The 22307-nt window shown below is 35.6% G+C and carries 19 protein-coding genes and 1 pseudogene; 10 read left to right on the top strand and 10 right to left on the bottom strand.

The genetic code is table 11. The features are described 5' to 3' along the window. Window positions 1-4: 4 nt before the first annotated feature. Window positions 5-1252 carry a UDP-N-acetylglucosamine 1-carboxyvinyltransferase gene (gene murA / locus ELD05_RS01925; protein WP_127351152.1) on the bottom strand — a complete coding sequence of 416 codons (1248 nt, stop codon included), beginning with the start codon at window positions 1250-1252 and terminating at the stop codon, window positions 5-7. Window positions 1253-1425: 173 nt separating this feature from the next. Here murA and ELD05_RS01920 point away from each other — a divergent pair, with 173 nt between their 5' ends. After that, window positions 1426-2703, top strand: a complete 1278-nt coding sequence (locus ELD05_RS01920) for a methyl-accepting chemotaxis protein (RefSeq protein WP_127351151.1) — start codon at window positions 1426-1428, stop codon at window positions 2701-2703. A 38-nt stretch (window positions 2704-2741) separates the two neighbouring features. On the opposite strand, the gene ELD05_RS01915 is transcribed toward ELD05_RS01920, so the two are convergent. Continuing rightward, a complete protein-coding gene (locus tag ELD05_RS01915) occupies window positions 2742-3365 on the bottom strand; it encodes a class I SAM-dependent methyltransferase (RefSeq protein ID WP_127351150.1) in 624 nt (207 codons plus the stop codon). A gap of 362 nt (window positions 3366-3727) precedes the next feature. Between ELD05_RS01915 and ELD05_RS01910 the strand changes: the two genes are divergently transcribed. The 5 genes from ELD05_RS01910 to ELD05_RS01890 all read left to right on the top strand — a co-directional run bounded on the left by ELD05_RS01910 (window position 3728) and on the right by ELD05_RS01890 (window position 9206). Then, complete coding sequence (locus ELD05_RS01910) at window positions 3728-4264, top strand: hypothetical protein (RefSeq protein ID WP_127351149.1); 537 nt, start codon at window positions 3728-3730, stop codon at window positions 4262-4264. Between the two features lie 14 nt (window positions 4265-4278). Further along, window positions 4279-5010: a cytochrome c biogenesis CcdA family protein gene (locus tag ELD05_RS01905; RefSeq protein ID WP_127351148.1), complete on the top strand. Its 732-nt coding sequence runs from the start codon at window positions 4279-4281 to the stop codon at window positions 5008-5010. 36 nt (window positions 5011-5046) lie between these two features. Further along, on the top strand, window positions 5047-7305 hold the full coding sequence (locus ELD05_RS01900) for a spermine/spermidine synthase domain-containing protein (RefSeq protein WP_127351147.1): 2259 nt from the start codon (window positions 5047-5049) through the stop codon (window positions 7303-7305). 23 nt (window positions 7306-7328) lie between these two features. After that, window positions 7329-7547, top strand: a complete 219-nt coding sequence (locus ELD05_RS01895) for a hypothetical protein (protein WP_127351146.1) — start codon at window positions 7329-7331, stop codon at window positions 7545-7547. Window positions 7548-7661: 114 nt separating this feature from the next. Next, window positions 7662-9206, top strand: coding sequence for an alpha-amylase family glycosyl hydrolase (locus ELD05_RS01890; protein ID WP_127351145.1), 1545 nt, complete (start codon window positions 7662-7664; stop codon window positions 9204-9206). A 101-nt stretch (window positions 9207-9307) separates the two neighbouring features. Here the strand turns inward: ELD05_RS01890 and ELD05_RS01885 are convergent, their stop codons facing one another. Beyond that, window positions 9308-10438: an iron-containing alcohol dehydrogenase gene (locus ELD05_RS01885; protein ID WP_164742618.1), complete on the bottom strand. Its 1131-nt coding sequence runs from the start codon at window positions 10436-10438 to the stop codon at window positions 9308-9310. A gap of 132 nt (window positions 10439-10570) precedes the next feature. Between ELD05_RS01885 and ELD05_RS01880 the strand changes: the two genes are divergently transcribed. After that, window positions 10571-11398 carry a helix-turn-helix domain-containing protein gene (locus ELD05_RS01880; protein ID WP_127351143.1) on the top strand — a complete coding sequence of 276 codons (828 nt, stop codon included), beginning with the start codon at window positions 10571-10573 and terminating at the stop codon, window positions 11396-11398. 100 nt (window positions 11399-11498) lie between these two features. Here ELD05_RS01880 and ELD05_RS01875 read toward each other — a convergent pair whose 3' ends face one another. From ELD05_RS01875 to ELD05_RS01845, 7 genes and pseudogenes are all read right to left on the bottom strand, one after another. Continuing rightward, window positions 11499-13379 (bottom strand): ABC transporter ATP-binding protein, encoded by a 1881-nt coding sequence (locus ELD05_RS01875; protein ID WP_127351142.1) that lies wholly within the window; start codon window positions 13377-13379, stop codon window positions 11499-11501. Continuing rightward, entirely contained in the window at window positions 13376-15604 is a 2229-nt protein-coding gene (locus ELD05_RS01870) for an ABC transporter ATP-binding protein (protein ID WP_127351141.1), read from the bottom strand. Before ELD05_RS01870 ends, ELD05_RS01875 begins: the two co-directional genes overlap by 4 nt. Window positions 15605-15667: 63 nt before the next feature. Continuing rightward, on the bottom strand, window positions 15668-16111 hold the full coding sequence (locus ELD05_RS01865; RefSeq protein WP_127351140.1) for a MarR family winged helix-turn-helix transcriptional regulator: 444 nt from the start codon (window positions 16109-16111) through the stop codon (window positions 15668-15670). 293 nt (window positions 16112-16404) lie between these two features. Continuing rightward, window positions 16405-16629, bottom strand: a pseudogene (locus tag ELD05_RS01860) (anaerobic carbon-monoxide dehydrogenase catalytic subunit); the annotation flags it as partial. 85 nt (window positions 16630-16714) lie between these two features. Further along, window positions 16715-17062, bottom strand: coding sequence for an RrF2 family transcriptional regulator (locus ELD05_RS01855; RefSeq protein WP_241243565.1), 348 nt, complete (start codon window positions 17060-17062; stop codon window positions 16715-16717). A gap of 157 nt (window positions 17063-17219) precedes the next feature. Further along, a complete protein-coding gene (locus ELD05_RS01850) occupies window positions 17220-18251 on the bottom strand; it encodes an L-Ala-D/L-Glu epimerase (RefSeq protein WP_127351139.1) in 1032 nt (343 codons plus the stop codon). Between the two features lie 22 nt (window positions 18252-18273). Continuing rightward, window positions 18274-19587, bottom strand: coding sequence for a transglutaminase-like domain-containing protein (locus ELD05_RS01845; RefSeq protein ID WP_127351138.1), 1314 nt, complete (start codon window positions 19585-19587; stop codon window positions 18274-18276). A 372-nt stretch (window positions 19588-19959) separates the two neighbouring features. Between ELD05_RS01845 and ELD05_RS01840 the strand changes: the two genes are divergently transcribed. Genes ELD05_RS01840 through ELD05_RS01830 form a run of 3 tightly spaced genes read left to right on the top strand, consistent with a single transcriptional unit; the run spans window position 19960 to window position 22135 of the window. Next, window positions 19960-20799 carry a 5'-methylthioadenosine/S-adenosylhomocysteine nucleosidase family protein gene (locus tag ELD05_RS01840; RefSeq protein WP_127351137.1) on the top strand — a complete coding sequence of 280 codons (840 nt, stop codon included), beginning with the start codon at window positions 19960-19962 and terminating at the stop codon, window positions 20797-20799. Then, a complete protein-coding gene (locus ELD05_RS01835; protein WP_127351136.1) occupies window positions 20768-21778 on the top strand; it encodes an SPL family radical SAM protein in 1011 nt (336 codons plus the stop codon). The genes ELD05_RS01840 and ELD05_RS01835 overlap by 32 nt, the downstream gene beginning before the upstream one ends. 39 nt (window positions 21779-21817) lie before the next feature. Then, on the top strand, window positions 21818-22135 hold the full coding sequence (locus ELD05_RS01830) for a hypothetical protein (protein WP_127351135.1): 318 nt from the start codon (window positions 21818-21820) through the stop codon (window positions 22133-22135). Window positions 22136-22307 lie beyond the last annotated feature (172 nt).

Raw genomic sequence — 22307 nt, 5'->3', positions numbered from 1 at the left:
TAGTTTAAACTATTCTTTTTATATCTCCCCCAAGTCTCAGGACATTTCTATCTAACTCAAAATACCCCCTGTCAATGTGCTGAACCCCTTCTATTTCGCTTACTCCATCTGCCATCAAAGCTGCTATTACAAGTGCTGCTCCGCCTCGCAAATCCTTTGCTTCAAGCTTTGCAGAAGAAAGCTTTTTCACTCCTTCTACAACCGCTACTCTTCCCTCTAATTTTATGTTAGCCCCCATTTTCAAAAGTTCACCTACATGTAAAAATCTATTTTCAAAAATTGTCTCAACAACGGTGCTTGTCCCTTTTGCTATGGTTAACATACTCATCATTGGGGCTTGCATATCTGTAGGAAACCCCGGGTATGGCAAGGTCTTTATATCTGTTGGCATTATCCTGTCTGTTGAAATAACCCTAACAGCATTTTCACCTTCAACAACTTTTATATTGCACTCTTTAAACTTAGCAATTATAGACCTTATGTGTTCAATAACCACATTTGTAATTTCAACTTCAGTGCCACACACAGCTGCCATTACCATGTATGTGCCGGCTTCGATTCTGTCTGGAATTGGAGTAAAAGAGGCACTTTTAAGCTTGTCCACTCCCAAAATCCTTATTGTGTCAGTCCCAGCACCATATATCTTTGCACCCATTGAGCTTAAGAAATTTGCAAGACAAACAACCTCTGGCTCTGTGGCTGCGTTTTCTATAATGGTCTCGCCTTCTGCTAAAACTGCTGCAATCATAATATTCTCAGTTGCCCCAACTGACGGAAAGTCAAGATATATCTTTTCTCCTTTTAGCTTTTTCACTTTTGCTTCAATGTATCCTTGATTTAACTTTATCTCCGCCCCAAGTTTTGAAAGCCCTTTTATATGAAGGTCTATCGGCCTTGTGCCAATGTTACAACCCCCTGGCATACCTAATATAACTTTGTTGTAGCGTGCAAGCATACTTCCCAGCAAAAGAACAGAAGCCCTGAGTTTGTTTACCATGTCAATATTGATATCATTATTTACAACATTTGGTTTTACAACCAATGTTTCATCAGTATTTTTTACCTCACATCCGCAGTGGCGAAGTATCTCTATCATGATTTTTATATCTTCCAACATAGGAATATCATGTAGATAAATATTATCCTCTGCTAAAATTGAAGCTGCCAAGATTGGCAGAATTGCATTCTTTGAAGAGTGAACTTTAACACTTCCAATAAGTTTTTTCCCTCCGCTTATTATAAATTTCTCCATTATTTTGTGCTCCTTTGAACTTTTTTGAGCTTTTATTATAGTAGTATTCAATTCTTAGATGTCATTTAAACACGAAAAACAACTTTTTTGAAAGAAATATTAGCAAAAAGTTAACATCTTGTATTATAATAGATGGTATAAGGAAGAAATTTATGGGATAAGGAGTGAAGTCAATGCCACCAAAAAGCAATGGGAATGAATCTGTAAAAAAAGGAGTTATAAGTCTTACATATGTTGCACTTGCGTTTATAATCATTCTTGACATTCTTCTTGGAATTATAATGCCAACAGTCAATCTAAAACTTTACAGCATCGTAGTTGCAACAATCACGTTTATTCTAACACTTGCAATAACAGCTTTTATGATCCGCTATGAAATGAATAAGATGATTACAAAGCTTGAAAATACTCTGGAAGTTATCAAGAACGGAGACTATAGCAAACTCATCTCATCAAAGGAATTCGGGAATATCCAAAGAGTTGCATCAAGTGTAAACGTTGTACTTTCTGACATAAAACTTCTGATTGAAGAGTTTTTTAACCTATCAAATGCAATAGTTGGGGCATCAAAGAAGGTCACAAAGACATCTGAAGATGCAGCAGCTGCAATTGAAGAAATTGCAAAGACAGTTGAAGAAATTGCAAAAGGTGCTTCACAGCAGGCAGAAGAAGCGCAGCATGGCGTTCTTTTAGTAAATAATCTCTCTGAACAGCTCAATGCAGTTTCAGAAAGTTATAATGCCGTAATTGAAGAAACAAATAAAATCGAGACTCTTAACAAAGACGGAATTGAAAAAATGAATGATCTTCGTGAAAAGAGCGAAGTTGCTCTTTCAACCGCTGAGAAGGTAATTGAAACAATCATGACATTCGTCGAGAGAATTAAGACCATATCCAACTTTGTTGAGGTAATAAATACAATTGCTGAGCAAACAAACCTCTTAGCCTTGAACGCTGCAATTGAAGCAGCAAGAGCAGGCGAGGCAGGCAAAGGTTTTGCGGTTGTTGCTGACGAGGTAAGAAAACTTGCGGACCAGAGCAAAAAAGCAGCAGATGAGATAAATTCAATAGTGGATGTTATTTTAAGTGAAACAGAAAATACAATCAAGATTATTGACGAAATCAAGGCAGCAGCACTTGGTCAACGAGATGCTGTTATTGAGTCCCAGCATTCTTTCGGAAAGATCTCTGATGAAATCAATGCAATTGTTGAAAAGACGCAGGTTGTAAAAGAAGCTCTAAATAGAATGGAAGAGGCAAGAAATGCTGTTATAAGAGCAATTGAAAGCATATCCTCAGTTTCTGAAGAAACAGCTGCCGCATCACAAGAAGTTGCTGCAACTGTTGAAAACCAGTTAAATTCTATAAACGAGATGAAATACTCGGCACAATCCTTGCAAAAGCTTGTTGACGAGCTTGACAAAAGGCTAAAGAAGTACAAGATCAGATAAAGAAGATAAAAGGGGTTGGGCAAATAAACCCAATCCCTTTATTTTATAGGCTTTGCAATAATCAGTTTTACAATATCAGATAGCAAGTTCTTTTCCTCAACTATTTCAAATTCAGCTTTTTTAACATTCTCCACTGTATTTCTATTTATATTAGCACCATAAAGCCTAACAACCAAGGGATTTAATATATCCATTATTTTGCCTATTGGCTCTTTTTTGCTTCGAACATGTTCAAGCATTACCAGTACTCCATCACCTTTTAATACCCTGTGAATTTCTTTCAACCCCAAAATTGGATCTGGCACCGAACAAAATACACAGGCCGTTACAACTGCATCGAAAGAGTTATCACTAAATTCCAAATTTTGAACATCCATAAGTCTTAAGTCTACTTGCAAATTTAATTTTGCAGATCTTTCTTTTGCTTTTTCAAGCATCTTGGGGCTAAAATCTATTGCAACTATCTCCCAATCTTGACTATAGTAAGGCATATTTTTACCTGTGCCAACACCCACTTCTAAAACCTTAGGGCCTTTTACATATCTAAATAGTAACTTTCTCCACTGTGAAAACCACTTTTTCTCCATCATATTTTCAATAGCATCATAGTATTTAGCAGCTCTATCATATCTTTTCCTGATTATCTCTGTTTTGTCTTTCATATATTCTCTCCTTTCCTTTCAATATGTTTACCATTCGCTTCATGATTTTTGGCTTCTTCACAAATTCTGCTAAATTATACCAATATTGTTTCCAACCCACCCTATCGAAATTACTCTTTAAATTATTCTACCACTTTACAAACACTTAAGTTCAATATTCCTTCATCTGAATGTGTAAATAAATTGCAAAGAATTTGTAAAGAATTTGTTAAGTCAATTGACTTTTAAATTACCTCTGATAAAATAATTTATATAAGAATTCCGAGTAAATAAATAGGTTTACTTTAAATTTAATGAGAAAAGTTGTCTCTTTAAAAATGTTGTTTGATCCTAAGTCAGAATGCAAAGGGGGAAATGTTTTGATGACCAAGAAGACAAAAAGAATAATTGTGATTGCTCTACTTTTTGCATTTGTAGTATCTTCGCTGTATGTTGAGGCTATAATTTCCCAACAAAAGAAACAAAGTAATACGCAGACTAAAACTACTTATCAGCAGGATTTGAAACAAAGTACAAGTTCTAAAAACAAGTTAGCAGATCCTCTGATAATAAACAGTGAAGGATTCATTACAGTCGGGGTAAGATATCTAAATCCTATAAAAGATGACAAAGACAACCTGGTATTTGAGGTGTTTTTTGACAATCATCAAGTTGATTTGTCCACACTCAATCTTAGCGGAAAAATATTGTTTATCACGAGTGAAGGTATAAAAGTTAAAAAAGCAACATGGCGAATTGAGGGTTCAGGGCATCACGTCATGGCATATATCAAAATACCAAAAAAAATAAATGGTAAAAACCTTATTACATCTAAAACCAAATATATCCAATTGGAGTTACAAAATATTGGAGGTGTCAAATCGAGAATTTATAGGTGGGATAAGAAGTTTTTAAATTAGGAGGATCTATAAAAGTGGCTTATTTACTACCTTTTGCAGCAGGCTTAGCATCTTTCTTTTCCCCCTGCATAATACCTATGATAAGTGTATATTTTTCACTTATTACAGGTGTTTCGGTTAGAGATTTGAAGGATATAGAAGTTCACAAAAGAATGAGAAAATTTATACTTATAAATACCTTTATATTTGTATCTGCCTTTACACTTGTTTTTACAATCGCAGGGGCTTTAGGAGGAAGTATTGGCAGATGGCTAAGTGGTTACACCACGATAATGAATAAAATAGGTGGGGCAATAACCATAATAATGGGACTAAATCTGATTGGTCTGCTAAATCTAAATTTTTCATTTTTGAATAAATATAGTGCAGATAACATCAAGACACCATCAAGATATTTTACTACTTTCTTAATAGGTCTGTTTTTTGCTATAGTATGTTCCCATTGCATCGGGCCAATTTTATACTCCATATTGATATATACCACAACCACAAAAAGTGCCTTTGTAGGCATGACAATCATGTTATTATTTTCCTTAGGTCTTGCAATACCGTATTTGCTTGTTGGTTATTATCTACCTCACGCAATTAATGCCATAAAAAGGGCAAAGAAATTCCAAAATGCTATCTGCACAGTTGCAGGAGCTACTCTCATTTTCCTTGGCATTGTGATGTTTTTAAACAAACTCCAAGACTTGACAGCAATTTTTAGCAGGCTACTACCTTATAAATTGCCATTTGGAATGTAATAGATATGAAAAATTGTAATAATGGAGGAAATAAAAGTGACTTTAGTTGTTATAAGTTTAGCATCAATTTCATTGTTCATATATCAGGTCATTTTAAATCGAATATATTCTGCCTTATTTTGGTATCATTATACCTTTTTAATTACATCATTTGCTATATTTGGGCTTGGAATAGGTGGAATAATAGCTTACAATCAGCGTCAAAAAAGTGAAAATTTAAAAACTCATTCATTGGTTAAGGCCTTATTTCTTCTATCTATCTCGTACATATTTTCACTGGTAATCATATATGTATTGCCGTTTCAAAACAACGTATTGATTTATTTAATTCTGGCCACATTACCTTTTGTAGCAGGTGGTTACTTTTTCTCTAATGTATTTGAGCAGTTTGGAAAAATAAGCAACAAGCTATATTTTGCAGACCTCATAGGCTCAGGATTTGGCAGTATAATTGTGTTGCTTCTACTTAACAATCTTGGAATATATCGGTCTGTAATTTTGATTTGTGTTATTTCAGTAATAGCTTGGCTGCTTCTCACTATGCAGCTAAAAAAGAAAACTTTGCTTGGTGGTATTGGTGTATTGATTCTTTTCATGTTAGCGCTCTTTATCCCAAACAGGTACGTATATTCAATTGAACAAAACTTTATTGGATTTATCACAAACAAAACAAAAACACTTGGCACTATTGCAAAGTCAAACCAAAAAGCTAAGATTGTCTACACTAAATGGAATGCATTTTCACGAACAGATGTCATTAAAGTAGAAGGTGATAACGATGAAATGATAGTAACAATTGATGGAACAGCAAATGCACCTATGTATAGATTTGACGGTAAAAAAAGTAGCTTGAGCAAATATAAAGATGACATTGAATATCTGCCTTTTTCTTTTGGAAACAATCATAAAACGTTGATAATTGGGCCTGGTGGGGGTAGGGATATTCTCTATGCCTTGGCTGGGAATAGCAAAGAAATAACTGGAGTCGAAATAAATACATCAAGTATTGACGCTGTAAGGCACTTTAAAGAGTTCAATGGAGATATCTACAACAGGCCAGAAGTAAAAATCTATGGTGAAGATGGTAGAAATTTTGTAAGAAAATCTAAAGAAAAATATGATGTGATATTCTTAGCACTGGTCATGACAAATGCATCCCAAAACATAGGTTATGCTCTTTCAGAAAACTATCTGTTTACAGTTGAAGCTCTTGAGGACTATAGGAGCCACTTAACAGATAATGGAAAACTCGCCTTTTTAGCTCACGACAAAGAGGATATGAGCAAACTGATAGCAACTATTTTGCGCGTACTGAATAAAAGAGGTATATCAATCAAAGAAGCTCCAAAGTATATGGCTATCTTCACCAAAGAAATTCAACTAATGAACGGCAATGAACATATTCATTATCCAATGATCATTGTAAAAAACAAGCCTTTTTCACAACTTGAAAGCAAGAAATTAAAAGAGACTGCAGACAAAGGAAAGATTGTCCCGCTTTATATTCCTTATGTTAATGACAAGGGACCACTTTATCACATAAAGCAAGGACATTTGACTTTAGTAGAGTTCGAAAACGGATTTTCATTTAGCGCAACACCTGCAACAGACGACAAGCCATACTTCTATGACTTTAGCAAAGGTGTTTCACCTGTGCTGGTATTTATCTTCTTTTTCATACTTCTGGGAAGCATAATTCTATTTACACCAATTATCTCCCAAGAAAAAGCGTTCAAACCTTCTTTGTATTTTTCAAGCTTAGGAATAGGATACATGCTAATTGAGATTCCGCTTATTCAAAAATTTATTCTATACTTGGGTCATCCAGTAATTGCCTTCAATTATGTACTTGCTGGGCTTTTGATTGGCAGCGGAATAGGTGCACATTTTAGCAATGCAAAGGTGTTTAACAATCTGTCAAATAGAATATACTTACCTACTCTTTTGGTCATGGTAATAAATATTGGTCTAATATTCTCTTTAAACTCAATATTCAAAGTGACCTCCAATTTTAGTTTAGTCAACAAAATACTAATTGCAGCCATAGTGGTTATGATTCAAGGCTTTTTCATGGGAATGCCGTTCCCAAGAGGTATAAAGATATTAAGCGAAAATAAAAAGAAAAGCAAAACAATTCCTGTGATGTGGGGACTCAATGGTGCAATGTCAGTTATAGGCTCAGTTTTATCAATTATGCTTTCAATGGAGTTTGGATTTACCATTGCCATGCTTGCAGGAGCTATTTTATATGGGTTTATAAGTTTACAAAATAGAAATTTGGTAATTGCTAAATAAAAAACGGGAGGGGGAATTTAGGGATGAAAGAGGCACTGCTTATACTTCTTGCAATAAGTAGCTGTTTGCTTGCACACATTTTTATGCACAAAGCAATGATGGGAAGAGGTTGCCACGGCCATGACCACCACAGCAATGAAACCCAAAAAGCGTCTGACCCCAAAGATCACCAGTTCCATCAACATCACCACAGTGAAGAATTAGTTGCACTGGATAAACCTAAAAGTGAAGAGAACAAGTAGAGGGATTTATCCCTCTTTTTTTATTTATTGCATTAAATTAGACAATATAGACAAAAAAGTTCATATGGTATATAATAATGCAAACGATATCATTTGAGAAAGGGGAATATTTCAATGAAGAGAATCTTAAGGTACATACTTATATTTGCTATCGTTTTCGTAATTGGACTCAGCTCATTTTTGGCAGGTTTTTCTAATTCTCAAAGCCCAGTTCAAACTAAAAAAGACGGTTTGATTTTCTATGAAGTTTTTGTCAGGTCATTTTACGATAGTAATGGTGATGGCATAGGGGACATAAATGGTTTGGCTGAAAAACTTCCATATATTAAATCCTTAGATGTAAATGCCATCTGGCTTATGCCAATATTCGAATCTCCAAGCTATCATGGATATGATGTAACAGACTATTACAAAGTCAATCCCGACTATGGTACAAATGAGGATTTTGTCAACTTCATAAAAAAGGCTCACAAGATGGGTATCAAAGTAATTATAGATATGATGATAAATCACACAAGCAGCAAACACCCTTGGTTTATAGAGGCATCAAGCAATAAAAATAGCAAGTACAGAAACTATTATATCTGGGCAACACCAAACACAAACCTCGATGAACCATCAGACCTTGGCACAAGACAATGGTATAAAAAGGGTGATAGTTACTACAACGCTATATTTTGGTCTGAGATGCCAGACCTCAATTTTGACAATAAAGCTGTGAGAGAAGAGATGAAGAAAATTGCCAAGTTTTGGTTAGAAAAAGGAGTAGATGGTTTTAGGCTTGATGCCGCAAAGCATATTTATCCTTTGAGCAGAGAAAAAGATACTCTTGCGTGGTGGGAAGAATATGCAAAATTCTGCCGAAGTATTAAAAAAGATGTATACCTTATAGCAGAAGTGTGGGATAGTCCTCAAAGAATAGGGCAATATGCAAAGATATTTGATTCTTGTTTTAACTTTACTATTGCTCAAAACATCATTGAAGGAGTAAAATATGAAAATACTCAAACTTTGCAAAATAACCTCTCTTCAATATACAATCTCTACAAAAATGTCAATCCCCAATTTGTTGATGCACCATTTTTGACAAACCATGATATGAACAGGGCTTATAGCGAAATTGGGTCAAACAGCAAAATGAAATTAGCTGCAGCATTATTATTGACACTGCCTGGCAATCCTTTCATCTACTATGGTGAAGAAATTGGCATGAAAGGGCAAAAACCAGATGAATATATTAGAGAGCCATTCAAATGGTATGAGACATGGAAAAAAGGACAGACAAACTGGGAGATGAGCCTTTACAATAGCGGCCCTGATGTTGCTTCAGTTGAAAAACAAGAAAAAGACAAAAATTCTCTGCTCAATTTCTACAGAGACATGATTAGTTTCCGAAAAAAGAACCTACCGTCATTAAAAGGTGACTTTCAGCTAATTAAAACCTCTTTTGATATACTTAGTTTCGCAAGAGTTTATAAAAACCAAAAAATGGTTGTAATTTTTAATTTTACAGGCAAGGAGTTATCAAAGACTATAAGCCTGCCATCTAATATTAAGCTTGCCGGCAAAATAGTTAAAGGATCTGGGAAAATCTTGTCTTTAAAAAATGGAAAACTTGCTTTTTCAATAAAACCTTATTCCTTTATCATTTTAAATTAACAGTCAGAATCGTAAAATTTCCATTTAAGGCAATATTAAAAGATTAAAAGGCGGGCAATTTCCTCAGAATCGCCCGCCTTTAAGTTTTTTCAAAAATTTTTTTAAAATGCTGCTTTATAAATTTCCATTATCTCTTCTACAGTAGCTTGTCTTGGATTTGTCAAACCACAAGCATCTTTTAAAGCATTTTCAGCTAAAGTCCTTATGTCTTCCTCTTTTACACCTAATTCTTTCAAACCAGCTGGTATTCCTATTTCTTTTGACAAAGCTTTAATGCCCTCAATTACCATTTCACCAGCTTTTTCAGCTGATACCCCTTCTACATCAAGTCCCATTGCTTTTGCAATGTCAATAAACCTATGTGGAACTACCTTTAAGTTGTATGCTAAAACATGTGGTAATAGCACTGCATTGCATACTCCATGCGGCAAATCATAAAATCCTCCTAATTGATGTGCCATTGCATGAACATAGCCCAAACCTGCATTGTTAAATGCAACCCCTGCCAAATACTCAGCATAGGCCATTTTTTCTCTTGCTTCAATATCATTACCATTTTCAACAGCTTTTTTTAGATATTTGAAAATCAATTCAATTGCCATCAAGGCTGAAGCATCTGTAACCGGTGTTGCATCTGTGGAAAGATATGCTTCGATTGCATGTGTTAACGCATCCATTCCAGTTGCAGCAGTCAGCGACTTTGGCATTTCAATCATAAGTTCTGGGTCGTTTACAGCAATAAGTGGTGTCACATGCCAGTCAACTATTGCCATCTTTACATGTCGATCCTCATCAGTGATAATTGCAAATCTTGTCACTTCACTGCCTGTTCCTGCAGTTGTATTGATAGCAACAAGAGGAAGCATCGGGTTTTGTGATTTGTTTACCCCTTCATAGTCCTTTATTGAACCTCCGTTAGTTGCAACAAGTCCTATACCTTTGGCACAATCATGTGGTGAGCCGCCTCCAATTGATATTAAAAAGTCGCAATTATTATCTTTTAACACTTTTAAGCCGTCTTCAACATTCTTTACTGTTGGATTAGGTTTTGTTTCATCAAATATCACATAACTTATATTTGCTTCATCCAATATGTTAGTAACTTTTTTAACTAAACCAATCTTTACTAACGTTTTATCTGTTACAATTAGTGCTTTTTTATAACCGAGACCTTTGATTTCTTGCCCAACATCTTTTAAACATCCTCTTCCCATTAAGCTAATAGGTGGCATGTAAAATCTATATGTTTTCACATTTACCCCTCCACATCTGCTGCAAATGTTGTTATAATTTTAACATGCACTTTTTCTCTTCTTCTAATTCTTTTTTGCAAATAATATTTCATTTTTGCCGGGGGTATAGAAATGGTAAGTGACCTAATACCAACATCTGTTTTAGAGGCAGAACATGTTAGAGTATTTTACTATGATTTCGATAATTATATAAGAGCAAGTTATTCATCAAAAAACTATCTGAGATTTTGCAGTATTCTACAAGGAGATAAATATGTGGAAATAAATGATTCTGAAAAATTTAAGTATGATAGTAATAGTTTTGTAATTTTGCCGCCTTATTCAAGAGTTAAATTAGAAATTAAAGAAAAAACTAAAGCATTAGTTATAGAAATAGACAGCTATTTAATGAACCACGTTTTGAGCAAGCTAAAAATGGAGTTTGAACCTTATGAACTTGGCATTGTCAATAATGTACTTTTTGTAGGAAAGTACAGCCCAGATTTGACAGAGACATACAAAAAGATTGTTGATACATTCTTCAGCAGAAAAGTCAACAGAGAGTTTCTCCTTGATTTATATACTCAAGAGTTTGTATATGATATCTTCAAATACAGAGGTGCTGAGAAGATAATAAACGATAAAAATTCAGAAATATATCATATCTTGGATTATATAAACACCAATTATTTGCGCAAATTAAAGATTTCAGATATTGCCAAAGAATTTAACATGAAAGAATATGAATTTACCAGGTATTTCAAAAAGTTCACAGGGAAATCTCCGAAAGAATATATTAAAGATTTAAAACTTAATAAAGCAAAAGAGCTATTAAAATTTGAAAATGTTACCAATGTGTGTTATGATATAGGATATGAAAATATTTCTCATTTTATTAAAGAATTCAAAAACAAGTTTGGAGTTACACCAAACTTATACAAGAAAACTCTAAATAGCTAAGAACAAAAAGTGTCGATCTTATCTGTTCAAGGAAACTCCTTAAGAAAAAAAGTCCTGGGTTTTGCCCCAGGACTTTTGTTTGTTCAGGCATTTTTCCTTGTTAACTTGCCAGCTCTTCTTTTTCAAACTGGCTGTAGTAAAGCTTCGCGTAAAATCCACCCTTTTTGAGAAGTTCTTGGTGTGTACCCTGTTCCACTATGTCGCCATGGTCCATGACAAGTATCAAATCAGCATCTCTTATTGTAGAAAGCCTGTGCGCTATTATAAAGGAGGTTCTTCCTTTCATTAAATTGTCCATAGCCTTTTGTATTTGGATTTCTGTGAGTGTGTCAACAGAGCTTGTTGCTTCGTCAAGTATAAGAATTTTTGGATTTTTCAAGATAGCACGTGCAATTGTCAAAAGCTGTTTTTGACCTTGAGATATATTCGTAGTCTCCTCATTTAACACTGTGTCGTACCCTTGTGGGAGTGTCCTTATAAAGTGGTCAATGTGGGCAAGCTTTGCTGCTCTTATCACTTCTTCGTCTGTGCTATCTGGCTTTCCGTATTTTATATTCTCTTTAATAGTTCCATTGTAAAGCCATGTGTCTTGCAAAACCATGCCAAATAAAGATCGTAGGTCTTTTCGTGAAAATTCTCTTATATCATGTCCGTCAATCAAAATTGCACCATCATTAACATCGTAAAACCGCATAAGAAGCTTTACAATGGTAGTCTTGCCAGCACCAGTTGGTCCAACAATTGCCACCTTTTGCCCTGCTTTTATCTTTGCAGAGAAATTGTTTATAACAATCTTGTCTGGCCTGTAACCGAACCTGACGTTTCTAAACTCAATCTCCCCTTTTATATCCTCAAGATTAATCTGTTTTGGCGTATCTGGCACTTCTTCATCTTCTTCTAAAAACTCAAATACTCTTTCAGCGCACGCAGTAGTCTGTTGCAAGATGTTTGAGATATTTGCAATCTGGGCAATCGGCTGTGTAAATGACCTGATGTACTGTATAAACGCCTGAATATCCCCAACCTCAATTGCATTTTTTATAACAAGCCAGCTGCCAAGAACGGTTACCACTACATATCCTAAATTGCCAATGATGTTCATAAGCGGCATCATCACACCTGTCAAAAACTGCGACTTCCAAGCAGCATTGTACAATGTATTGTTAAGGCTATCAAACTTTTCAATACTCTTTTTCTCGCCATTAAAGGCCTTGACTATATGATGCCCACCATACATTTCCTCTATATGCCCATTTAAATGTCCTAAATAATCTTGCTGTTGTCTAAAATATTTTTGAGAGTATTTGATAATAAAGGCAATGATAATTGAAGATGCAGGTATGATCAAAAGTGCAACCAAGGTCATCAGCCAGTTAATACTGATCATCATCACAAGCACACCAAGGACCATTGTCACAGAGGTAATTATCTGTGTCATGCTCTGATTAAGTGTTTGTGTAATTGTATCAACGTCATTTGTAATCCTCGATAAAATCTCACCTTGGTTGGTGCTCTCAAAATATTTCAGAGGGAGTCTATTTATCTTCTCTGATATTTCTTTTCTAAATCTGTATGTGATTTTCATTGAAACACCAGACATTATCCATCCTTGCAAATACCCGAAAATGCTGCTGAGCCCATACAGTACAAGTAGAATAATTAAAATCTTTCCAATATATTCAAAATCTATGCCGCTGCCCTGCCCGGTTATTCTGTTCATTATACCTTCAAAGATCTTTGTAATTGCCTTTGACAAAATCTTGGGTCCTGCAATCGAAAATGATGTACTCAAAATTGCCAAAACCAGCACAGTTATGAAAGAAATCTTATAGGCAGACAAATATTTTATAAGTTTTTTCATAGTCCCCTTAAAATCTTTTGCTTTCTCACCGGGGACAAAACCACGCGATCTATGGCCCATACCCCTTCGAGGTCTTATCCCATGCACACTTCTTTGTTGTGTTCCCTTGTCTTCATTCATACCAGCAACTCCTCCTCTGGCAGCTGTGATAGTGCTATTTCTCTATAGGTTGGACAAGTTTTTAAAAGTTCTTCGTGTTTTCCTATCCCAACAAGCTCACCATCATCTAATACTATAATCTGGTCAGCATGCATCATAGTTGCAACCCTTTGCGAAACCATAATAACTGTGCTGTCTTTCAACTTTTCTCTGAGTTTCCTTCTCAGAGCAAGTTCTGTTCTAAAGTCAAGAGCTGAAAAGCTCTCATCAAAGATGTAAATCTCAGGCTTTTTAACAAGAGCTCTTGCAATAGAAAGTCTTTGTTTTTGTCCACCTGACACATTTGTCCCACCTTGAGCAATCTCGGTATCAAACTTGTTGGGCTTTTCATTGATAAACTCAAGCGCCTGGGCAATCTCTGCTGCTTCTACAATCTCTTCGTCTGTTGCGTCATCCCTGCCGTATTTGAGATTAGATTTTATAGTTCCACTAAAAAGCCAGCTCTTCTGTGGGACATATCCTATTCTCTTTCTCAAGTCTTCTTGCTTAACTTCTCTCACATCTACCCCATCAACTAAAACTTGACCTTCTGTTGCATCATAAAACCTCAAAATTAAATTTACAAGTGTGCTTTTTCCTGAGCCTGTCCTTCCAATAATGCCAACTGTCTGGCCGGGTAAAATTGTAAAGCTTATGTTTTTTAGAACATATTCCTCTGCACCGGGGTATTTGAAAGAAACATTTCTAAACTCAACCATGCCTTTTTTGCTCTCATCAAAGCTTTTTGGATTTTCAGGGTCTTTTACAGAAGGTTCTGTTGATAGTACTTCAGCAATACGCTGTGCAGATACAGAAGCTCTTGGTATCATAATAAACAGGGCAGATAGCATCAAAAAGGCAAATATAATCTGTATAGCGTACTGCATGAACGCAAGCATATCTCCAACTTGCATACTTGAGTTTTGAATTTGGTGAGCCCCTACCCATACAATCAAAAGTGTAATTCCGTTCATAACAAGCATCATGGTCGGAAACATGACTGCCATTGTTCTGTTGACAAAAAGACCAACCCTCGTTAAATCTTTGTTTGCATCGTCAAACCGCTTTTTTTCAAACTCTTCACTGTTAAATGCTCTGACAACCATAATACCAGAGAGGTTTTCTCTTGCAACAAGGTTCAGCCTGTCAATGAGTTTTTGCATAAGTTTAAATTTTGGCATTGCAACTGTGTAAAGTACAGCTATGAGCCCTAAAAGAATTATAACTGCCAAAGCTATAATCCACGACATTGAATGGCTTTTGCTAAGAGCCTTGAACACTCCTCCAACGCCCATCACAGGCGCATAAAATACCAATCTTATCATAATTACAAGAAGCATCTGTATCTGAGCAATGTCGTTTGTTGTTCTTGTAATCAAAGAAGCCGTTGAAAATTTGTCAAATTCAGCTATTGAAAAACTCTCTACTTTTGTAAAAATGTCTTTCCTTAAATCTCTTGCAACGCCAGCTGCAACCTTTGAACCAAAAAATGCAACCATCACAGTAGAAAATGCGCTCAAAAGAGTAATTAGAAGCATCAAAAGTCCTATGCGCAATATATAGTTTGTTTGAATGGTACCTGTATCAATCCCAATCTTTTTATACTCATCTTTAATTACAGCAGCTGCTGCCTGCACTACCATGTTATCACCTAAAGAAGAAAACTTTTTGTCTATCTCATCCCTAATTTTAAGAAGCTGATCCTTTGGAAGCTGGCTCAAAAGCATGAAAAGGTCTACATTTGCTGGAATCTGTTTGCCACTGAATTCAATTACGCCATTTTTTGCATTTGCTTTTGCCTTTTCAATCCCTGCTACTGTTAAAAGTGCTTTTGCCATGGGTATATTCAGTTTATCTATCTCTTCTTTGTCAACTTTTTTCAATACATATACAGCTTCTTTGGACAAAATGGGGTATTTCTTCAAATACTTTTCATACTCACTGCTTGACTTATCAATTAGTTTGTAGTCATTTAAAATTCTTTCCTTATCTCTATCTGATACAAAGAGCAAGAGTTTATCCATCTGTGTCTTTCTTATAGCTTCTGGTACTGCATTTACTATACCACCTTGCTGGATACCTTTGTTGACAATATCTGACATGTAATCAGGCAAGGACAAGTCGCTCATCGCCTGAACTACTACAAAAAAGATGACCATAAAGAGTAGGAAGACATATGGTTTCAAGTATCTTGCCAGTTTTGTCAAGTTATCTCACCTTCTTTGTTAGTTTTTGGATCTTTAGCCAAAATAGCTATTGTAGACAAAACTCTATTTGTGCACATACCTATCTAAAACCTTTTTTAAGGTTTCAAGGCCATTTAATATTGTATCTATCTCTTTTTCGTCTGCCCTGTTGAGTATTTCTTCAAACCTCTTCTCCATATCCTTGAAATTTTTCTCAAAAGCATCTTTGAACTTTGGTGTGACATCAACATACACAACTCTTCTGTCTTCTTGACTTCTTATTCTCTGAACCATCCCCTGCTTTTCAAGCCTGTCAATTATTCCTGAGACAGTGCTGTTAGATAGCCCCATTTTTTTGCTCAAATCGCTCACCTTCATCTTTCCATGGCGAATCAGCTGCCCCAGAAGCATCCCCTGAGGTGCTGTGATGTCAAATTGGTCAAACTGGTGCCTTGCTATTTTCTTTGTTATTTTCATTATTTCCTTCACAAGCTCAATTATCTTAAGTCCTTTGCTTATATCATCCATCTTTGCGCCCCTTTCAATTTAAAATATTTCGTATAAGAATATTTTGCATGCTATATATTTTACGCTCAAAAGAATTCTGTGTCAATTACCTGTGGAAAGAAGTAAATTAAACTCTGGAATGTAAAATGAGCCAAACTTAATGACAAAATAAAAAAAATCTTCCCTTTTCAAAAGGGAAGATTTATCCCCATCTTGTTCAATTGTTAGAGTAACTATAGAGCAGAGGATAGATGTAGAGCCGGACATACACCCAGCTCTACCCATATTCTCTTCACTGGCACACACCTCTTCACTTAGATACCCATATCTTTTCTGCGCTGAAGGATGATACCTTCAAGCTCATCAGCAGAAGATTTTACATCATTATTTATAATCAGCCGTCCTCCAGTTATGTCTGGCAACTTTTCTGTCAGAATCTCTGTCACCAGCTTGCTTCCTGTTATAAAAGGTGGAATTGAAAGATGTAAAGGCAATCCAAGCGCCAGTCCAAAAGCACCATCAGCCAGTGCTTGTTTCTTCCGCGATATTAATTGATTCTTTCATATTTTAAAAGTATACTATTTTAGTATACTTTTGTTTACAAAATAAAGATGGAAACTGAAATTAGTTTCCATCCATTTTTGCAAGCTCAGCAAAGTTATACTTTTCAAACTCCTTCGCAACAATCTCCATCACTGAACAAAAAGCTTTGTGCACAGCGCAATACCCAGTAGCTCTTTTACTACAAGCAGAAGGGTCTATCTGGCACCTGTTCAAAGCCAAGGTACCTTCTACCGCCAGTATCACATCTTTCATTGTTATGTCTTCAGGATTTTTAGCAAGGATATAACCTCCATTTTTGCCCCGTGCGGATTCTATAATTCCTGCCTTTATCAAATCCCTACATATTTTCAACAAAAATCTTTTGGGAATCTTTTCTTCTTCCGAGATAGTGTCTGCCTCAACTACCATTCCCTTTTTTCTTTGAAAGGTGAAGCACTATTCTGAGTGCATAGTCGGATGCTTGCGTAAGTCTCATTTACTCACCCTTGCCTAATTAAAGTATACTGATTTAGTGCACTTTTATTTTATACTACAATTTTTGAGGTGTCAATACTGAGATTATAACTTAATACCCAATGATCTTAGCTCCATTTTGAATAAATTTACCTCTAAACTCTGGCTCTTGTAGCATCAGATGACTGTCAAGGTCATGGAAGTCAAACGCTCCAGTTCCAAGGGCAAAGTGAACACTCTGATTAATCCCCACGCTTGATTCGGACATACATCCTATCATTAACCTGAGGTTAGCACTCCTTGCAAGCTCGACAATGGAGAGAGCATCGCTTATTCCAGATTTCATTAGCTTTATGTTCACATAATCAACAGCTTCTTCACGTATCAATCTCATAACGTCAAACTTTGTCTTGGCAGACTCATCGGCAGCAACAGGAAAAGGAACGTGAAATCTGACAAATTTAAGCCCTTCAATATCACTCCAAACAACCGGTTGTTCATACACCGCTATGTCTATTCCAGCTCTGTAAACCTGCTGCGCAAACTCCACAGCTTGTTTTGGTGTATATCCCATGTTTGCATCTACAATGTATTTTGCACCTTTGGTCACCTTGTAAATCTCCAACATTGCTTCAATATCCTCTTTCAAATTTTCTCCAACCTTTATCTTTATGACCCTAAAGCCCGAGTCAAAGATCTTCTTTGCTTCTCTAACTCTATTTTCAATTGTATCAATTCCTACTGTTTTATCTGTTTCAATCTCTTTCAATGCTCCTCCAAGAAGTTGGTAGACATGAATATCCGTCTCTTCACCTAAAGCATCCAAAACAGCATATTGAATGGCAGCCTTCAAACTTGGCACCGCAAATAGCTTATCTGTTATTTCAAAGATCTTTCGATACTGCCGCACATCAAGTCCAACCAGCAAATCTCTTACATAAGCTTCAAGTGCAGTGAGCATTTCAACCTTTTCTCCATTGACCCTAAACGAAGGCGCAGCTTCACCACAGCCTTTGGCACCACTTTCAAGCAACACTTCTACTTCCACGTTTCTTGTCTCAGAAGATATGCTTCCAGTGATGTGAAAAGGCTTGTCATATTTGTAGTGTTTGACATCAAATTTCACATTTACTATCTTGCTCATTTGTAATTTATACCCCCTCTTTTCAGATTTCTTCAAAAGAGATTACCTCAATCTTGCTTTCAATTTTAACTTTCCCAGATGAAGATTCAGCCTCACCAAGCTGATTATCTGTAGGATCAAATCGCAGAAAATTTGGTTTCGGCACAAAATCTTTCATAAAATCTGAATTTGCAACCATCCTAAAACCATCTAAGTTACCAAAATAGAAACTGCGAAGTTTTTCGTTCTCCCGTCTTGCCCCACCAAATGAAAGGTCTGCCGGAAGCCAACCGTAAGGCTTGATGTAAAACAATGCCCAGTCATGTGGAGAAGCCATAAGAGGATTTATGTACCAGCCAGACTGCCATCGTGCAGGTATTCCAGCAATTCGACACATAGTGATGAAAAGCAAAGCCTGAAAGCCACAGTCTCCTTTCAAGTTTTCTGCAACATACTGTGGTATGTTCTCATAGGTTGCGTATGGTCGAACATAGGAATATTTAACATGCTTTGTAATCCAATCGAAGATTCTCTTTGCTTTTAAATAGGGATTCTTCTCGCCAGCAACTACTTCGTTGGTTAAAAGCTTCAGGTATGGCGTGAACACCACATGAGGTGGCTGTTCACAAAGAAATTCATCCAAATCATTTTTTTCAACCTTTTCTGGATCAACTTTGTTTATCCACTCATTTATAGTGTACTCGAACTCAACAAAGTATTCTTTTTCTTTGCCCTCAAAATAAATAGTTCTCTGTGAAACCTTATTGTCTGCAAGAAAATAGTCTCTGTGGCCTGCTGAAACAAGTTTCACATCGCAAACCTGAAACTCTTCTTTTGGAAATGGAAGCCAAACACGAAAATGACCTGCATCGTCTTTGATAGCAACAGTCATCTTTGCACGTACTCGGTATCTTTTGGGAGGGCCACCTTGCGTCAATTCTTCTAATCTCTTGTCAAGCAGTTCTCTTGCTTTCTGTGCAACAGGATCTTTCTTGAGTCTTTCTCTGTATGATGGAAGAGCAAAAGCTATATTGTGAACAAAGCGTTCTTCGAATCTTCTTTTTCCTTCAACTACTATGTAATCAAGATACCCTTCTGACAAAAGGTGATAAAATTCCTCTCGAGAAAAAGAATCAATCAGCTCCATTGCCTTCTTTAAAGCAGTTTCTTCATCAAAAGGATAACTTTCGAGTATTCTGTTTATTCTATTCTTCTCGTACATTAGACGTTTTCTTTGTACCTCAGTGATTCTTTCATCAGCCAGCCACCTGTCTATCAATCTCAAAGCCAAGCAAAAATTGCCAAGCTTTTCTTCTCTCTCGATCTCTTCTGGTACTTTGCATATAAGAAAATCCATAATCTCATCTCCTCTTTCATATACTCTTCTTAATCTCTTGCAATTTATCCATATTTCTAATAAAATTGTATACATTTAAATACAAGAGCGCATAAAAGATGTAGAAAATATCCAACAGGCAATAAAACACCCCCGGCAGTCAAGCAAAAGGGATTGGTCCCCTATTTTAGAGGACGCAAAACAAATAAGCTACTGTCAAGTGCTATTTTTTATTATAGCACTTTTTAACTTTGTGAAAGCTACTTTATATTTTTAAACTTCAAGGAAATCAAAAGTTTGTGCTTTCAAACAATATCAGAGAATTTTGATATATGGTATAATCGAAATTGGAATCTGAAAGCTGCAAACAGCAACAGAAGGAGCGAGCTTTTAATGATATACATTGTCACTGCTTTTCATGCAGAAGCAAAAGCTTTGATAAAACATTTCGGCCTGAAGAAATTATATGAACCTTCAAAATTTCAAATTTTTTCTGGCAATGATATTCTTCTTATAGAAAGCAAGGAAGGAATTGTAAAGAGCAGTATTGCAACAACATTTGCCTTGACAAAGTTTGGAGCAGGTAGTAAAGATATAGCCCTGAACATTGGGATTTGCGGAGCTGTGGAAAATGCCTTTTCAAAAGGCGATGTTATTCTTTGCAACAAGATAATAAATCACTACTCAAAAAGGAGATTTTATCCAGATATTTTAATTCAGCATAGCATGAAAGAAGCATCACTCGAAAGTTTTATGCATCCTGTGAAAAAAGACAGCTTACCACTTGAAATTGAAGGGGATACAGTTGACATGGAAGGCGCTGGATTTTTCGAAGCAGCTTCATCCTTTTTGCCCCTGCACAATGTTCACTGCATCAAGGTTGTTTATGATTTTTTGGACTTTGAAAAGATAGACCCTACTGAAGTTGAAAATCTGATAAAACAAAGTATTCCTCACATAGAAAATCTGATAAATTCCCTCTTAAAATTAAATCTTGAATTTTGTAACAATACGCCTGAAATTGATAATATACATCTACTTGTAAATATACTAAAAAACAGTTTACATCTTACAACTTATATGACCAATGAGCTTGAAAGTTTGTTAAAAGACTATATAATAAGGCATAAAAAACTACCTGATTCTATTTTTGAATTTTTTGAAGTTCAAATAAACTCTAAAAAGGAGGGCAAAAATTACTTTGACAAGCTCAGAAAAATCCTTCATAGCTAAACACTTTTCTCATGTTTATGTTGAAAAAGACGTTCTTTCTCATCCTGTTACAATAAAGATTTTAGAGAACCTGCGAAGATCTCAAATAGTTAAAATAGATAACTACAAAGAAGTTTTCTGCAGAGCAGGGCAAAATTATTCTCTTCAGGAAAAGAGCAAAAAACTAATACTTGCAAAAAAATGGGGAGAGTTTCTCTATCCCGGCCCTTCAATTTGCCACAACTTTGGATATAGTAACTTTTTTTATATAAGCAACATTTTGAACTGTATTTACAGCTGTGAATATTGCTTTTTAAAAGGAATGTATTCCTCTGCAAATGTAGTAATATTTGTAAACATCGAAGATTACTTCAAAGAGATTGATGCTGTTTTGAAAAATAAGCCGCTGTATCTTTCTGTATCATACGAAACAGACCTTTTAGCACTTGAAAAAATTGCGCCATTTTCTTCTGCATGGATTGAATACGCAGCTTCAAAGCAAAACTTGACAATTGAAATCAGAACAAAAAGTACCAACTTCCAAGCTTTAGAAAACTTGAAACCTCAAGATAATGTAATTTTAGCGTGGACACTGTCTCCTCAAGAAATTGTAGAAAAGTTTGAACATGGCACACCTTCTTTGTCTTCACGACTTTCTGCAATTAAAAAAGCTACAGAAAATGGCTGGAAAGTAAGGCTTTGTTTTGACCCAATTTTGTATATTGAAGACTGGAAAATGGTCTATGAAAGATTTTTGAACCAGGTTTTCGGAGAGTTGAACCCTGATAAGATTGTAGATATTTCAGTTGGAGTGTTTAGAATTCCAAAAGACTATCTTAAGAGAATGAAAAAAGTATTTGCAAACGAAATTACCTCTTTTCCTTATGAAGAATCACAAAATATCTACACTTACCCGAAAGAGTTAAAAGAAGAAATGATTAACACAATACTTTTAATACTTGGCAATTTTGTTCCTTCTTCGAAAATTTTTGTGATATAATTATAGCAGGAGTTTAATGTAAAGGTATGAGGTGGAAATATGAAGAAGAAAATCCTTTTGGCTGCTACCTTGATTCTTTTGGTAGTTATTTTCTCAGTAGCTTTTGTCATTACTTTTAAAGAATTTCACAAAACACCTGAAGGTGCAATTCGCTTTTATATTGTTCTTCATAAAGGTCCATGGGCACTGTCTAATGTGAAAATTATCCGCGGTAAATATATTGACAAATTTTATGGACAGCAATACGTTGTCGAAGGCTTTACTGACCGAGTAACAGGTATGGAACTTCGATTTTTCTATTTAAAAAAAGACGAATCAGGTCTTTGGAAGATAACCTCTGTTGGCACAGGACCATAAACAAAGTGTTCTTTATCTCTGCCAGTATCATATTTTCAGCTATTTTAGCTTTAGTGTTTTTATTTTTCTTGTTTTTCTTTTACAATTTTTTTGTATTTTTTTGTCAACTAATTTTGCAACATTTAATTCAAATTTATCCATACTACCTGCACATCCTTGTTTGACTCTTTCT

This window comes from Caldicellulosiruptor changbaiensis, from assembly GCF_003999255.1.
Lineage (GTDB): Bacteria > Bacillota > Thermoanaerobacteria > Caldicellulosiruptorales > Caldicellulosiruptoraceae > Caldicellulosiruptor > Caldicellulosiruptor changbaiensis.
This window is presented reverse-complemented; position numbering and strand designations above follow the sequence as displayed.